This window comes from Agarivorans aestuarii (assembly GCF_019670125.1).
GTDB lineage: Bacteria > Pseudomonadota > Gammaproteobacteria > Enterobacterales > Celerinatantimonadaceae > Agarivorans > Agarivorans aestuarii.
Genome location: NZ_AP023033.1, coordinates 4,635,214 through 4,649,390, shown reverse-complemented (window position 1 = coordinate 4,649,390; position 14,177 = coordinate 4,635,214). Strand labels below are relative to the sequence as shown.

General features: G+C 43.0%; 14 protein-coding genes. All 14 read left to right on the top strand.

Features of this window, described 5'->3' with window-relative positions; genetic code table 11:
• The first annotated feature begins 11 nt into the window (after window positions 1-11).
• The 14 genes from K5609_RS21485 (at window position 12) to trpB (ending at window position 14,139) form a co-directional block, all read left to right on the top strand.
• Window positions 12-932 carry a ParB/RepB/Spo0J family partition protein gene (locus K5609_RS21485; RefSeq protein ID WP_221075409.1) on the top strand — a complete coding sequence of 307 codons (921 nt, stop codon included), beginning with the start codon at window positions 12-14 and terminating at the stop codon, window positions 930-932.
• Window positions 933-1,194: 262 nt separating this feature from the next.
• Window positions 1,195-1,599 carry an ATP synthase subunit I gene (locus K5609_RS21480; RefSeq protein WP_163134295.1) on the top strand — a complete coding sequence of 135 codons (405 nt, stop codon included), beginning with the start codon at window positions 1,195-1,197 and terminating at the stop codon, window positions 1,597-1,599.
• Entirely contained in the window at window positions 1,589-2,401 is an 813-nt protein-coding gene (gene atpB / locus K5609_RS21475; RefSeq protein ID WP_163134294.1) for a F0F1 ATP synthase subunit A, read from the top strand. The genes K5609_RS21480 and atpB overlap by 11 nt, the downstream gene beginning before the upstream one ends.
• A 51-nt stretch (window positions 2,402-2,452) precedes the next feature.
• A complete protein-coding gene (gene atpE, locus K5609_RS21470) occupies window positions 2,453-2,707 on the top strand; it encodes a F0F1 ATP synthase subunit C (protein WP_137673530.1) in 255 nt (84 codons plus the stop codon).
• A 34-nt stretch (window positions 2,708-2,741) separates the two neighbouring features.
• The gene (gene atpF / locus K5609_RS21465; RefSeq protein WP_163134293.1) at window positions 2,742-3,215 is read left to right on the top strand and encodes a F0F1 ATP synthase subunit B; all 474 of its coding nucleotides are present in this window, start codon (window positions 2,742-2,744) and stop codon (window positions 3,213-3,215) included.
• A gap of 19 nt (window positions 3,216-3,234) precedes the next feature.
• Entirely contained in the window at window positions 3,235-3,765 is a 531-nt protein-coding gene (atpH, locus tag K5609_RS21460) for a F0F1 ATP synthase subunit delta (protein ID WP_221075408.1), read from the top strand.
• A gap of 14 nt (window positions 3,766-3,779) precedes the next feature.
• Window positions 3,780-5,321, top strand: coding sequence for a F0F1 ATP synthase subunit alpha (atpA, locus tag K5609_RS21455; protein WP_221075407.1), 1,542 nt, complete (start codon window positions 3,780-3,782; stop codon window positions 5,319-5,321).
• Between the two features lie 29 nt (window positions 5,322-5,350).
• Window positions 5,351-6,214, top strand: coding sequence for a F0F1 ATP synthase subunit gamma (atpG, locus tag K5609_RS21450; RefSeq protein ID WP_137673526.1), 864 nt, complete (start codon window positions 5,351-5,353; stop codon window positions 6,212-6,214).
• A 37-nt stretch (window positions 6,215-6,251) separates the two neighbouring features.
• The gene (atpD, locus tag K5609_RS21445; RefSeq protein WP_137673525.1) at window positions 6,252-7,628 is read left to right on the top strand and encodes a F0F1 ATP synthase subunit beta; all 1,377 of its coding nucleotides are present in this window, start codon (window positions 6,252-6,254) and stop codon (window positions 7,626-7,628) included.
• Between the two features lie 31 nt (window positions 7,629-7,659).
• Window positions 7,660-8,085: a F0F1 ATP synthase subunit epsilon gene (locus tag K5609_RS21440; protein WP_163134288.1), complete on the top strand. Its 426-nt coding sequence runs from the start codon at window positions 7,660-7,662 to the stop codon at window positions 8,083-8,085.
• A 160-nt stretch (window positions 8,086-8,245) separates the two neighbouring features.
• Window positions 8,246-9,895, top strand: a complete 1,650-nt coding sequence (locus K5609_RS21435; RefSeq protein WP_221075406.1) for an ATPase RavA domain-containing protein — start codon at window positions 8,246-8,248, stop codon at window positions 9,893-9,895.
• A 9-nt stretch (window positions 9,896-9,904) separates the two neighbouring features.
• Complete coding sequence (gene viaA / locus K5609_RS21430; protein ID WP_221075405.1) at window positions 9,905-11,344, top strand: ATPase RavA stimulator ViaA; 1,440 nt, start codon at window positions 9,905-9,907, stop codon at window positions 11,342-11,344.
• A gap of 92 nt (window positions 11,345-11,436) precedes the next feature.
• Window positions 11,437-12,798, top strand: coding sequence for a bifunctional UDP-N-acetylglucosamine diphosphorylase/glucosamine-1-phosphate N-acetyltransferase GlmU (gene glmU / locus K5609_RS21425; RefSeq protein ID WP_221075404.1), 1,362 nt, complete (start codon window positions 11,437-11,439; stop codon window positions 12,796-12,798).
• Between the two features lie 117 nt (window positions 12,799-12,915).
• Complete coding sequence (trpB, locus tag K5609_RS21420; RefSeq protein ID WP_221075403.1) at window positions 12,916-14,139, top strand: tryptophan synthase subunit beta; 1,224 nt, start codon at window positions 12,916-12,918, stop codon at window positions 14,137-14,139.
• The last annotated feature ends 38 nt before the right edge of the window (window positions 14,140-14,177 follow it).

Here is a 14,177-nt window from a genome sequence, read left to right as displayed (position 1 = left end):
CGGATAAAGACATGTCAGCGAGAAAACGTGGATTAGGTAAAGGATTAGATTTATTACTCAGTACCAGTAATAACGCTCGTCAACGTCAAGTTGAAGAGGACACTAAAGCCGATACTAATCAGCAAACCGTTGACGAAAACCGCGGTGATTTACGCAAGTTGCCAATTGAATGGCTACGCCCTGGTAAATACCAACCGCGTAAAGACATGTCGGCAGAAGCGCTTGAAGAACTGGCCCACTCAATTGAAGCACAAGGTGTTATTCAACCTATCGTGGTGCGCGAAGTGGGTGAAAACCAATTCGAAATTATTGCTGGCGAACGTCGCTGGCGAGCTTCTCAGCAAATTCATCTGCACGACGTGCCATGTTTAATTAAAAATGTGAGCGACGAAAACGCCGTTGCTATCGCCTTAATTGAAAATATTCAACGTGAAGATCTCAACGCCATGGAAGAAGCGGTTGCCCTAGACCGTTTAATGAATGAGTTTGAGCTTACTCATCAGCAAGTAGCTGAAGCAGTGGGGAAATCTCGTACTACCGTGACTAACTTACTGCGCCTAAATAGCCTTGATAATGATGTGAAAATCTTATTAGAGCATGGTGATATAGAAATGGGACATGCCCGTGCTCTGTTAGCGCTTAATGGTGAAACCCAAGCCGAAACTGCTCGCAATGTCGCAGCCAAAGGCTTAACGGTTCGTGATACTGAAAAACTGGTTAAGGCGGTTTTAAACCCAAAAGCGCCTAAACAACCCGCTAAAGTTGATCCAGATATTAACAGATTAGAGCAAAGAATAAGCGAACGCTTAGGTGCTGGTGTAAAAATCCAGCAAAACAAAAAAGGTCAGGGAAAGTTGGTTATTGACTACGCAAACCTGGACGAATTAGATGCTATTTTGGCGCTCTTCATCGATTCTGACGAGACTCTGTAGTTTTTATAAACTAATCTCAGCTGTATTTCTTTGATCTTGATTACCTAACATTCACCAAAAAATGACCAAAATCGCTGATTTGTAACATAAAAATTAACAATAACCGCTATTTGTTGATGTAAGCTGTTACAAATTGGTGACTTCAGCTTTGCTTCTGATTGCAAAAGTGCGCGTTCGACGTATAATCATTAGGCTTTTTCGCAAGCCCTTTTTACCTAGTTTTAGGTAATGGGTTAAATGTAAAAACTAGTAGAGGTCGAGAATGTCTGGGTCTTTAACAACAGAAGTACGCCTAAAGGCGTTATATTTTGTTATCTTTCAGACAGGGTTTGTCGCACTGCTAACGCTAAAGAGTGGTTTCTTTTTCGATAAAGATATTGCTCTTTCGGTGTTAATCGGAGGTTTGATCTTCTTACTACCCAATGCCTTGTTTACACTAATGGCATTTATGTTTGTCGGTGCTAGACATCAAAAATACGTAGTATTAAGTTTTTATCTCGGAGAGGTCGTAAAACTATCTCTTACAGCCATCATGTTTATACTGGTATTTGCCTTGTTTAATGTAGAGCCATTGGCCCTATTACTTGGTTTTATACTTAGTACATTAACGCAATGGACTGCCTCTATTTTTCTTAGTAACAAAAATAGGATGATAAATGGCTGCTGAAGGTAACGTTTCAGGCTATATCCAGCACCACCTGACAAACGCTCAAATGTGTATGGCCGATGGCGGTCTGGCATTTAATTACGCTTGTAAGGATGCAGGGTTCTGGACTTGGCACATTGATTCACTCCTGTTTTCAGTTGGCTTGGGTGCTTTGTTCTTATTTCTTTTTTATAAGGCAGGGCAAAAAGCAACAACTGGCGTACCTGGCAAGTTTCAATGTTTTGTTGAAATGATGGTTGAGTTTGTTGATGGAGCCGTTCGTGACGCTTTCCATCGCACCGACCGTGTTATTGCGCCAATCGGCTTAACCATCTTCGTGTGGATTTTCCTCATGAACTTGATGGATCTAGTCCCTGTTGACTTTATACCCCACGTCGCCGGACTTATGGGCGCTGAGTACTTTAAAATTGTACCGACAACTGATTTAAACATCACATTAGGCATGTCTATTGCTGTGTTTGCTTTAATCATTTTCTACAGTATTAAAGTAAAAGGACTGAAAGGGTTTACAAAAGAGCTTACGCTTAATCCTTTTAATCACTGGTCAATGATACCTTTCAACTTCTTGTTGGAATCGGTCACATTATTGGCTAAGCCTTTCTCACTCGCTTTGCGTCTGTTCGGTAACCTGTATGCAGGTGAATTGATCTTTATTCTTATTGCCGCACTTGTTCCTTTATGGGCTCAATGGACTCTTTCTGTTCCATGGGCAATTTTCCATATTTTGGTCATTGTGCTTCAGGCGTTTATTTTCATGATGCTAACGATAGTTTATCTAGCCTTAGCCCATGAAGATCACTAATTAAGTTTAATAAAAACTGTTTTAACCTAATAAATACTTTTGGAGAAATTCATGGAAACTGTTGTTGGTTTTACTATTATCGCTGTTGCAATCATGCTGAGCATGGCCGCTCTTGGTACTGCTATCGGTTTTGCACTTTTAGGTGGTAAATTATTAGAAGCATCAGCCCGTCAGCCTGAGCTAGCCCCTGCACTACAAACTAAAATGTTTATTATTGCTGGTCTACTAGATGCGATCTCAATGATTGCTGTGGGTATCGCGTTATTCTTCGTATTCGCTAACCCGTTTGTTGCCTTGTTAGGTTAATCCTTCGATTCCTAACAAATAGGGAGGTGTCGTTGTGAATATCAATGCAACCATGTTTGGACAAGCGATATCGTTCGCGATTTTTTGTTGGTTCTGCGTTAAGTACGTATGGCCACCATTAATCGATGCGATTGAAGCTCGTCAAAAGAAAATTGCGGATGGTTTAGCTGACGCTGAACGTGCCGGTAAAGATCTTCAGTTAGCTCAAGCTAAAGCTTCAGAGCAAATGAAAGATGCTAAATCGGAAGCTGCTGTGATTGTTGAGCAAGCTAATAAGCGCAAAATTCAAATCATCGACGAAGCAAAAGAGCTGGCTAACCAAGAGCGTGAAAAAATTCTTGCTCAAGGTAATGCTGAAGTTGAAGCAGAACGTAATCGAGCTCGTGAAGAGTTACGTGCACAAGTAGCTGCTTTAGCCATCGCTGGCGCTGAGAAAATTCTTGAGCGTTCAATCGACAAAGAAGCCAACAAGCATATTGTTGATAAGCTAGTCGCTGAGCTGAAATAAGGGATAAAAGGTAGAGCTTATGGCTGATTTAACCACCATTGCTCGTCCCTACGCTAAAGCTGCGTTTGATTTTGCCGTTGAGCACAAAGCCTTAGATGAGTGGACTGAAATGTTAGCGTTTGTTGCCGAAGTGGCAGCTAACGAGCACGTTTCTGTGCAACTGAAAAAGGAATCAGCAACTACCTTGGTAAACTTATTTACCACCGTATGTGCTGAGCAGCTTAACGAGCACGGCCTTAACTTAATAAAGTTGATGGCTGAAAATGCACGTTTAGACGCGTTGCCTGCTGTGTTAGCTCTGTTCTTAGAGTACAAAGCCGAATTGGCTAAAGAGATAACAGCTGATGTTATTTCTGCTTCTGAACTAGATGCCGCGCAGCAAGCGCAAATTAGTGCTTCCTTGGAACAGCGTTTATCACGCAAAGTGAAGCTTAACTGTAGTGTTGATGCCTCATTAATGGCTGGAGTGATTATTCACGCTGGTGATTTAGTGATTGATAGCTCTGTAAAAGGGCAATTGGCAAAACTATCCGACGCACTGCAAGCGTAATTGGGGAATAGAGTATGCAACTGAATTCCACTGAAATAAGTGAACTGATCAAGCAAAGAATTGAACAGTTCGAAGTTGTCAGTGAAGCTCGTAACGAAGGTACTATCGTTTCTGTAAGCGATGGTATTATTCGAATTAATGGTCTTGCCGATGTAATGCAAGGCGAGATGATTGAGCTTCCTGGTAGCCGTTATGCTATCGCACTTAACCTAGAGCGTGACTCTGTTGGTGCTGTAGTAATGGGCCCTTATGCTGATTTAGCAGAGGGTGATAAAGTTAAAAGTTCTGGTCGTATTTTGGAAGTTCCAGTAGGTCGTGGCCTACTCGGACGTGTACTTAATACACTGGGTGAGCCAATTGATGGTAAAGGCGCAGTAGACAACGATGGCTTCTCGCCAATCGAAGTAATTGCTCCTGGCGTAATGGAACGTAAATCGGTAGACAAACCTGTGCAAACAGGTATTAAAGCGATTGACTCTATGATTCCAATCGGCCGTGGTCAGCGTGAGTTGATTATTGGTGACCGTCAGATTGGTAAAACAGCTATTGCTGTAGATACTATCATTAACCAGAAAAGCTCTGGCATTAAGTGTGTGTACGTTGCTATTGGCCAAAAAGCTTCAACTATCGCGAACGTTGTTCGTAAGTTAGAAGAATATGGCGCAATGGAATACACCACTATTGTTGCAGCATCTGCTTCTGATTCAGCCGCATTACAATACCTAGCGCCTTACGCGGGTTGTACTATGGGTGAATACTTCCGTGACCGCGGTGAAGACGCGTTAATCATCTATGATGATTTATCTAAGCAAGCTGTTGCTTATCGTCAAATTTCATTGCTATTACGTCGACCTCCTGGTCGTGAAGCATACCCTGGTGACGTTTTCTACCTTCACTCTCGTCTACTAGAGCGTGCGTCTCAAGTTAACGAGAAATACGTAGAAGAGTTCACTAAAGGTGAAGTTAAAGGCAAATCAGGTTCATTAACGGCATTGCCGATTATTGAAACTCAAGCCGGTGACGTATCTGCATTCGTACCTACCAACGTAATTTCGATTACCGATGGTCAAATCTTCCTAACAGGCCAGTTGTTTAACTCTGGTACTCGTCCGGCGGTTGACCCAGGTATTTCGGTATCTCGTGTTGGTGGTGCTGCACAAACTAAGATTATTAAGAAACTGTCTGGTGGTATTCGTACCGCACTGGCGCAATACCGCGAATTAGCGGCATTTGCTCAGTTTGCATCTGACTTAGATGATGCAACCCGTAAGCAGTTAGACCACGGCCAAAAAGTAACAGAGTTAATGAAGCAGAAGCAATTCAGCCCATTATCTGTAGCTGAACAGGCCTTAGGTCTATACGCAGCGGAAAAAGGTTTCTTAACGGATATAGAAATTAACAAAATTGTTGATTTTGAAACCGCATTGTTAGCTTACGCTAACAATGAGTATGCCGATCTATTGGCGTCTATTAACGAGAAAGGCGATTACAACGACGAGATTGACGCTTCGATTAAAGGCTTGTTAGAAAGCTTTAAATCTACGCAATCTTGGTAATCAACCCTGACGAATAGGAGCGAATAGATATGGCCGGCGCTAAAGAAATTAAAGGTAAGATTGGCAGTGTTAAAAACACTCAAAAAATTACCAAAGCGATGGAGATGGTTGCAGCGAGTAAAATGCGTCGTTCTCAGGACAGCATGGAAAGCAGCCGCCCCTACGCAGTAGCTATGCGCAAAGTAATTGGTCATATCGCGCTTGGTAAACTCGAATATAAGCATCCGTATGCTGTAGAACGAGAAGCTAAGCGTGTTGGTTACATCGTGGTGTCTACTGACCGCGGTCTGTGTGGCGGCTTAAACATTAACTTGTTTAAGAAAGTTGTTACAGACATGCAGCAGTGGAAAGATAAAGGTGTTGAAGCTGATTTAGCCGTTATTGGCGGAAAAGCAACCGCATTTTTTAATAACCACGGTGGCAATGTGGTAGCTCAAAACTCAGGCTTGGGTGATAACCCAACCGTTGAAGAGCTAATCGGTACCGTAAAAGTGATGCTTGAAGCCTACGATGAAGGCAAATTGGATCGCATTTATGTGGTGTATAACCATTTTGTTAACACCATGGTACAAGAACCAACAATGGACCAATTATTGCCGCTGCCTAAAGCAGATGACCCAGAAATTGCGTCTCGCAGTTGGGATTATTTATACGAACCAAGTGCCGAAGAGATACTCGACGGTTTATTGGTACGTTATATCGAATCTCAAGTTTATCAAGGTGTGGTAGAAAACCTCGCTTGTGAACAAGCTGCACGAATGGTTGCAATGAAAGCGGCAACCGACAATGCGGGTAATTTAATTGACGATCTTCAGTTGATTTACAACAAAGAACGTCAAGCAGCAATTACTCAAGAATTGAGCGAAATTTCTGCGGGAGCTGCAGCCGTTTAAGGCGAGGCATTAAGCAAAAATATTTAGAGGAATCAACATGAGTAACGGTAACATCGTCCAAGTAATTGGCGCTGTTGTGGACGTTGAATTTCCACATGACAGTGTACCGAAGGTATACAATGCTCTAGAAGTTCAAGGCGAAGATCTCGTACTTGAAGTTCAACAGCAGATTGGTGGTGGCGTAGTTCGTTGTATCTGTATGGGTGCATCGGAAGGTATTCGTCGCGGCCTAGAAGTGGTTGATACTGGTGACGCGATTAAAGTACCTGTGGGTGAAGCCACTCTAGGTCGCATTATGAACGTACTAGGTCATACAATTGACCACAAAGGTGAAATTGAGACTGAAGAGCGCTACAAAATTCACCGTGCTGCTCCTTCTTACGAAGAGCAAGCTACGTCTAACGAATTGTTAGAAACGGGCGTTAAAGTTATCGACTTGATTTGTCCATTCGCTAAGGGTGGTAAAATTGGTCTGTTTGGTGGTGCCGGTGTAGGTAAAACCGTAAACATGATGGAGTTAATCAACAACATCGCTAAAGCACACTCAGGTTTATCTGTGTTTGCTGGTGTTGGTGAGCGTACTCGTGAAGGTAACGATTTCTACTACGAGATGGAAGAAGCCGGGGTACTAGATAAAGTAGCCATGGTTTACGGTCAGATGAACGAGCCACCAGGAAACCGTTTACGCGTAGCGTTAACTGGTTTGACTATGGCTGAGAAGTTCCGTGACGAAGGTAAAGACGTATTGTTGTTCATCGACAACATCTACCGTTATACCTTAGCCGGAACCGAAGTATCTGCACTGTTAGGTCGTATGCCATCAGCGGTAGGTTATCAGCCAACATTGGCTGAAGAAATGGGTGTTCTTCAAGAACGTATTACATCTACTAAAACTGGTTCGATTACTTCGATTCAGGCGGTATATGTACCTGCGGATGACTTGACTGATCCATCTCCAGCAACCACTTTCGCTCACTTAGACGCAACCGTTACTCTAAACCGTAACATTGCTGCTATGGGCCTATACCCTGCTATTGACCCATTGGATTCAAACTCTCGTCAGTTAGATCCATTAGTGGTTGGTCAAGAGCACTACGACATTGCTCGTGGTGTTCAAGGTGTACTACAACGTTATAAAGAATTGAAAGATATTATTGCGATTCTAGGTATGGATGAATTGTCTGAAGAAGACAAACAAACCGTAGCTCGTGCGCGTAAGATTGAGAAATTCTTAACTCAAGATTATCACGTAGCCGAAGTTTTCACTGGTAACCCAGGTAAACTTATCCCGCTTAAAGATACTATCCGTAGCTTTAAAGGCCTATTGGCTGGCGATTACGACGATATTCCAGAGCAAGCGTTCTTGTATGCAGGCGATATTGATGACGTGCTTGAGCGCGCCAAAAATATGTAAGCTTCGCCAATTGGCGTAACAGGAGGCTGAAATGGCAGCGATGACAGTTCACTTGGACGTGGTTAGCGCCGAAGAGAAGATTTTCTCGGGTCGCGTTGAACATTTACGAGTAACCGGTGAAGAGGGTGAGTTGGGAGTATTGCATGGTCATGCTCCACTACTAACTCCAATTAAGCCTGGTATGGTTCGCATGGTAAAACAGCACGGTCACGAAGAGGTGATATACATCTCTGGTGGTTTCTTGGAAGTACAACCAGGAAATGTAACCGTTCTAGCTGATACCGCGATTCGAGGCAACGAGCTCGATAAAGCCAAAGCCCAGCAAGCTAAACAGGCAGCTGAGGAAAGCATTAGCAATCCAAACAGCGATGTGGATTTTGCGAGAGCTCAAGTTGAACTAGCGAAAGCAATGGCTCAACTTCAAGTTATCGAAATCCTCGGGAAAAATGTCCGATAAGTTTAGTTTGATAATAAAAAGGCGCTCTCAGAGCGCCTTTTTTGTTTGTAAAAAATGATGTTGATATCAACGAAAAGTAGCCACGAAGCCGCTACCATTAAACACTAATAAAAATATGGCCTTAACGCGCGGTTAATTGGCCAACAAGCAAAGGATGATTATGGCTACTATTGCGCCATTAAATCAGGCAAACAAAGCCTTGCTCTCGGAGCGTATTCAAAGCCTGATTAAAGCCTTGTCGGCAGGTATTTATGAACGTGAAGAAAGCTTCAAGCTGTGTCTTCTCGCAGCCTTAGCCGGAGAAAGTGTTTTTCTACTAGGTCCGCCGGGTATTGCAAAAAGCATGATTGCCAAACGCTTGGTTAAAGCCTTTAAAAGCCAAAGTTTTTTCGACTACTTAATGACGCGTTTTTCTACGCCCGAAGAAGTATTTGGTCCATTGTCGATCCAAGAGCTTAAAGACAATGGTAAATATGTCCGCTTAACCGAAGGCTACTTGCCTACAGCGCATATTGTTTTTCTTGATGAAATTTGGAAAGCCGGTCCGGCTATTCTCAACACTTTACTTACGGTTGTGAATGAGCGCACCTTTCGTAATAGCTACGAAAATTTACCAGTGCCAATGCGTTTACTTATTTCGGCTTCAAATGAACTGCCGCAAGAAGATGGCGGCTTAGAAGCGCTATATGACCGGATGTTACTGCGGGTATTTGTAAATAGAATTCAGCAAAAAGACAATTTTAAAGCCTTATTACTTGATAACCAAAGCTTGCAAGATATTCCAGAAAACTTAGTTATTAGTGATGAAGAGTATCAAACATGGCAAGCACAGCTTGGCCAAGTCACTATGAGTGACAGTGTGTTTGAAAAAATGTACCTGATTAAAAACTTGGTTGAGCAAGGTTTACCCTTAGCGGGTGAAGGCAGCATTGTTAGCGACCTTTATGTGTCGGATCGCCGCTGGAAGAAGTCTGTTCATTTACTGCAAACCAGTGCCTTTTTTAATGGTCGTTCAGAAATTAATCCGCTGGATTTATTGTTGCTACAAGACTGTCTCTGGCACAACCTAGACGACCGACAGTTTATTCAAACCTGCATGCAAGATTATGCGGTCAACCATGCTTTTGACCAGCTTAAGCTAAAAGAGTTGGCAGAAGGTGCAGAACGTCATTATAGCGCCACCGTAGATGATATTTGTGAGCAGCTCACCGTTCAGTTCTCCCATGATTCTGGTCTAAGAAAGGACCAATATAAATATGATTTTGGTAGCGCTAAGCGTTTCCCCAATAAACACGGTGGCGAGCTATTTAAGCTGGTGGTATTGCAAAGTAATTTGTCGGTGAGTGAAAAAGACAAAGGCGAAACGCGTTGGGTCTATGTGGATGCCAACGAGTTTTCCAAGAAAATCAAAAGCGGTAATTGTGAAATGTTAGGGCGGATTAACGAGGGTTCCGAGTTATGTCAGCTACGCTTTGATGTTGATATTAACCACCAGCTAGTGATTAAAGATTTAGCTAATCGTCCATTGTTGCTGGGCATTGCCAAGCAGCAAGGCCTTGATGAAAGCTTGGTGGCTAGCTGGCAACAGCAAATTGATGCGGTATTGGCTAGTATTAAACAAGCTGAATATGAGCTAAAACGTAGTCGAACTCAATTTCATGGAGCATTGCCCCATAACTTTATCTCCCAGCAACTACCAGAGGCGATAGAAGCTAGTTTAATGGAGGTTGAGTTAATGGTGTCTGGCGTGGCTACATTATTGGATAAACAAGCCTACAGGATGCGCAATATTAATGACTTTTTTAACTAGGCTATAAGCGTGATAGACAGCCTGCAGTTTGGTGTAATGTTAGCGGAATCGGGATTGCTTGATGAAGCCGTTCGCGAGGTGATGATGCGCCCGCAGCTTATGATGATTGCAGAGTCTAGTCCTGGTATTCAAAGTTCCATGAAAAACCAAGTGAGCAAGTGGAAAAACCAAATTCGTGCTCAACTTGGTCAAATTACTATCGAAGAAAAGTTTGCTGAAGAAATTGCCTTGTATCAGCGTTCTATAGAATTAGACAGTGCAGGGTTTAGTCAGCAACTAGATGACTTACTCATCCAGCTAAGTGTTTGTTCCAGCTTTTATGGCAAGGCCAGTGAATTGGCCGCCCATCCTCATCATCGTTATAGTCCTATGTTTCAAAGCTACTTTTGTAATCAGTGGTTCGAAAGTATTGCTAAAGAGTTAAATCAAGCTCAAGTAGATGAAATGAAACAGCATAAGCAAGCCTTGCTGGCCGATCTTTATCAACGGGTTGAGACCCTGCAAGCCATGCCTGAAATGACTGAATCAGGCGACCCAAATAAACTCGGTCGCTTGTGGGATATGGCCGCTGCCAAGTTGCGCAAAAGTGAAGTTAACTTGCTTAAGCAGTTTGCAGTGTTTCTTAAATCGCAAAAAGGCCTGCAAAAAATTGCCGAGCAATTAGGCAGAATGGCCGACCAAGTGAGTGACCCTAATGCTAGCAATGCCCCGGTTGAAGAACCTCAATTGGTTGAGGAGCAATTAGAACAAGTTACCGACGACATAGTTGGGGTGCACGAAGGTGACGATTTAGCCAAGCTCTTGCCGAATGAAACTATGTTCCTAGCCTACCCAGAGTTAGAGGTTATTTTTTATAAACACTTAGTCGACCACCAGCTAATGAACTATCAAATGCAGGGCAAGCAGCGCAAATTGCGTAAGGTGAAAACCTACAAAAAAGCCGCTGACGAGACCATGCTGGATAAGGGCCCATTCATTTTAGCCATTGATAGCTCTGGCTCTATGCAAGGCTTCCCTGAGAAGTGTGCTAAAGCCCTAGCCTATGGCTTAATGCAAATAGCCTTAGCTGAGCAGCGTGACTGTTATGTAATTATGTTTTCAACAGAGCTCATCACTTACGAACTCACCAAAAAAGATGGCTTAAGAGAAGTTCTTAATTTTCTGTCTTACAGTTTTCATGGTGGCACCGATATGGCCGTAGCGCTCCAGCAAGCGATTAAGCAAATGACAGAAGACAAATACCAAAACGCAGATTTAGTGGTATTGTCAGATTTTATCGCCCCTGCTCCACCTAGCGAGCTGTTAGAGACAATTGAGCTATTAAAAGCGCAAAAAAATCGATTCCACGCACTTAACTTATCTAGCTACGGCAACCCTGAACTGATGCAGGTATTTGATCATCTATGGGATTACACTCGCTCGCCAATACAACGCTTATTTAAACGATAATTCCAAAGCTGATGCGTTTCGCTTACACTTGTTTAAGTTGTCGAAAATCATCTTGGTTGATTGGGAAAATTAACCTGTAATAAGGAAACAAAATGAACTTCAGTGTTGTTATTTTGGCTGCCGGTAAAGGAACAAGGATGCGTTCAACTTTGCCGAAGGTATTGCATAAACTAGCAGATAAACCAATGGTGCAGCATGTCATCGATACCGCTAAAAAACTAAAGCCAGAAGCTATTCACTTGATTTACGGTCACGGCGGCGATTTAATCCAGCAGCAAATCAATGACCCAAGTCTAAACTGGGTTGAACAAGCTGAACAGTTAGGCACTGGCCACGCAATGCAGCAAGCTGCTCCTCATTTCGCGCCAAACCAAGCAGTAGTGATGTTATACGGTGATACGCCGTTAATCAGCGAACAAACCATACAACGTTTAATTGAAGCCCTGCCAGAAAGCGGTATTGGTTTACTCACCGTAGATCAAGATGACCCAACAGGCTATGGGCGAATTGTGCGTGAAAACGGCAGTGTCGCGGCGATTGTAGAGCACAAAGATGCAACCGCTGAGCAGTTAGCAATTAAAGAAGTGAATACCGGTGTATTGGTTGCCAATAGTAATGACTTTAACCGCTGGTTAGCGAAACTAAGCAATGACAATGCTCAGGGCGAGTACTACGTTACCGATATTATAGAAATGGCCACAAAAGAAGGTAATGTGGTTCAAGCAGTTCAGCCTGACTCTATCGTAGAAGTACAAGGGGTGAATGATCGCGTTCAACTTAATGGTTTAGAGCGCGCCTATCAAAAAGGCCAAGCAGAACAACTATTACGTGATGGTGTAAGCCTCGCCGATGCTAATCGCTTTGATTTGCGTGGAGAGTTAAGCATTGGTAGCGACTGTTTCATCGATATCAACGTGATTATTAAGGGCAAAGTTACCGTTGGTAACAATGTGACTATCGAAGCTAACGCTATTTTGATTGATTGTGAGATTGGCGATAAGGTCACCATTAAAGCTAACAGTATTATTGAACAAGCTAGCTTAGCGGCAGATGCTTCCGCTGGTCCATTTGCTCGCCTTCGCCCTGGAGCCAAGCTGGAGCAAGATGCTCATGTAGGTAACTTTGTAGAAATGAAGAAGTCTACGCTAGGTAAAGGCTCTAAAGCTGGTCACTTAACTTATTTAGGTGATACTACGGTAGGTGAAAAAGTGAATATTGGTGCTGGCACTATTACCTGTAATTACGATGGTGTTAATAAATTCCAAACTGTGATTGAAGATGGTGCCTTTATTGGTAGCGATACTCAGTTAGTTGCTCCAGTTACCGTGGGTAAGAATGCAACTGTAGGTGCTGGCTCTACAATTACTAGCGATGTGGAAGCTGAAGTATTGGCAATATCTAGAACCAAGCAGCGCAGTATTAAAGGTTGGCAACGTCCAGTTAAGAAATCTTAATTATTTGAATTGTTTATAAAAAGCGGCCTTTGGCCGCTTTTTTTGTTTTAGCGACTGTTTTCACATAAATCCCTACTTTTATTAGGTATAACTAGAGTTTTGCTTTAGGGACAGACCATGAACAAACAGTTTGAACACCCGCTGCCAAACAGCGAAGGTTATTTTGGCGAATATGGTGGAAGCTTTATTCCGCCAGAACTTCAAACAGTAATGAATGATATTAATCAGGCTTACTTAGAAATTCGCCAAGATCCAGAGTTTGTAAAAGAGCTTACTCGTTTGTATCAAGACTATGTGGGTCGCCCTAGCCCAATTTTCCACGCCGAGCATTTATCGCAAACCTATGGCTGCGATATTTATTTAAAACGTGAAGACCTAAACCATACAGGCGCGCATAAGATTAATCACTGTTTAGGTGAAGTGCTACTGGCTAAAAAAATGGGCAAAACCAAAGTTATTGCCGAAACCGGCGCTGGTCAGCATGGGGTTGCGTTAGCAACCGCTGCTGCATTGTTAGGGTTAGAATGTGATATTCACATGGGTGAAGTGGATATTGCTAAAGAGCATCCTAACGTTGTGAGAATGCGTATTTTAGGTGCCAATGTTATCCCCGCTACTCACGGTAGAAAAACCTTAAAAGAAGCTGTAGATAGCGCTTTTCAAGCTTACATGGCCGATCCTCATAGCCAGCTTTATGCCATTGGTTCGGTGGTTGGGCCTCACCCCTTCCCGATGATGGTGCGAGACTTCCAATCAATTATTGGCATAGAAGCGCGTGAGCAGTTCCAAGCAATGACTGGAGCTCTACCAGACAATTTAGTGGCTTGTGTTGGTGGTGGCTCTAACGCTATGGGGCTGTTTAGTGCCTTTTTAGAAGATGAAGCGGTAGCTATGCATGGTTGTGAACCTGCCGGTCGCAGTTTAGAAGAAGTGGGTGAACATGCAGCTACTTTAACCAAGGGTGAACCTGGCACTATGCATGGTTTCCATTCCTACATGCTTAAAGATGAGCAAGGAGAGCCTGAGCAAGTTTACTCAGTAGCTAGTGGCTTAGATTATCCTTCGGTTGGGCCACAGCATGCCTACTTAAAAGACTTAGGCCGGGTTCAATATGGTGTAGTCAGCGACAAAGAAGCCATTGACGCTTTTTTTGAGCTCTCGCGTTTAGAAGGCATTATCCCAGCAATCGAATCTGCTCATGCTGTAGCTCACGCTATCAATTTGGCTAAGCAAGGTAGTAAGGGCTCTATTCTGATTAACTTGTCAGGCCGAGGCGATAAAGACATCGACTTTGTAGTAGAGAAGTACGGTAAAGAATACGGAATAGAATCGCTGATATAAGCAGTAAAACTTGGTAAACAAAAAGGCTACAAGTGAAA

Bases quoted from the DNA above. Each gene is read 5' to 3' on its own strand.
- K5609_RS21435 (WP_221075406.1), top strand. From the start codon at position 8,246: ATGGCTACTATTGCGCCATTAAATCAGGCAAACAAAGCCTTGCTCTCG.
- K5609_RS21440 (WP_163134288.1), top strand. From the start codon at position 7,660: ATGGCAGCGATGACAGTTCACTTGGACGTGGTTAGCGCCGAAGAGAAG.
- glmU (WP_221075404.1), top strand. From the start codon at position 11,437: ATGAACTTCAGTGTTGTTATTTTGGCTGCCGGTAAAGGAACAAGGATG.
- atpD (WP_137673525.1), top strand. From the start codon at position 6,252: ATGAGTAACGGTAACATCGTCCAAGTAATTGGCGCTGTTGTGGACGTT.
- atpG (WP_137673526.1), top strand. From the start codon at position 5,351: ATGGCCGGCGCTAAAGAAATTAAAGGTAAGATTGGCAGTGTTAAAAAC.
- atpB (WP_163134294.1), top strand. From the start codon at position 1,589: ATGGCTGCTGAAGGTAACGTTTCAGGCTATATCCAGCACCACCTGACA.
- atpE (WP_137673530.1), top strand. From the start codon at position 2,453: ATGGAAACTGTTGTTGGTTTTACTATTATCGCTGTTGCAATCATGCTG.
- trpB (WP_221075403.1), top strand. From the start codon at position 12,916: ATGAACAAACAGTTTGAACACCCGCTGCCAAACAGCGAAGGTTATTTT.
- K5609_RS21485 (WP_221075409.1), top strand. From the start codon at position 12: ATGTCAGCGAGAAAACGTGGATTAGGTAAAGGATTAGATTTATTACTC.
- K5609_RS21480 (WP_163134295.1), top strand. From the start codon at position 1,195: ATGTCTGGGTCTTTAACAACAGAAGTACGCCTAAAGGCGTTATATTTT.
- atpA (WP_221075407.1), top strand. From the start codon at position 3,780: ATGCAACTGAATTCCACTGAAATAAGTGAACTGATCAAGCAAAGAATT.
- atpH (WP_221075408.1), top strand. From the start codon at position 3,235: ATGGCTGATTTAACCACCATTGCTCGTCCCTACGCTAAAGCTGCGTTT.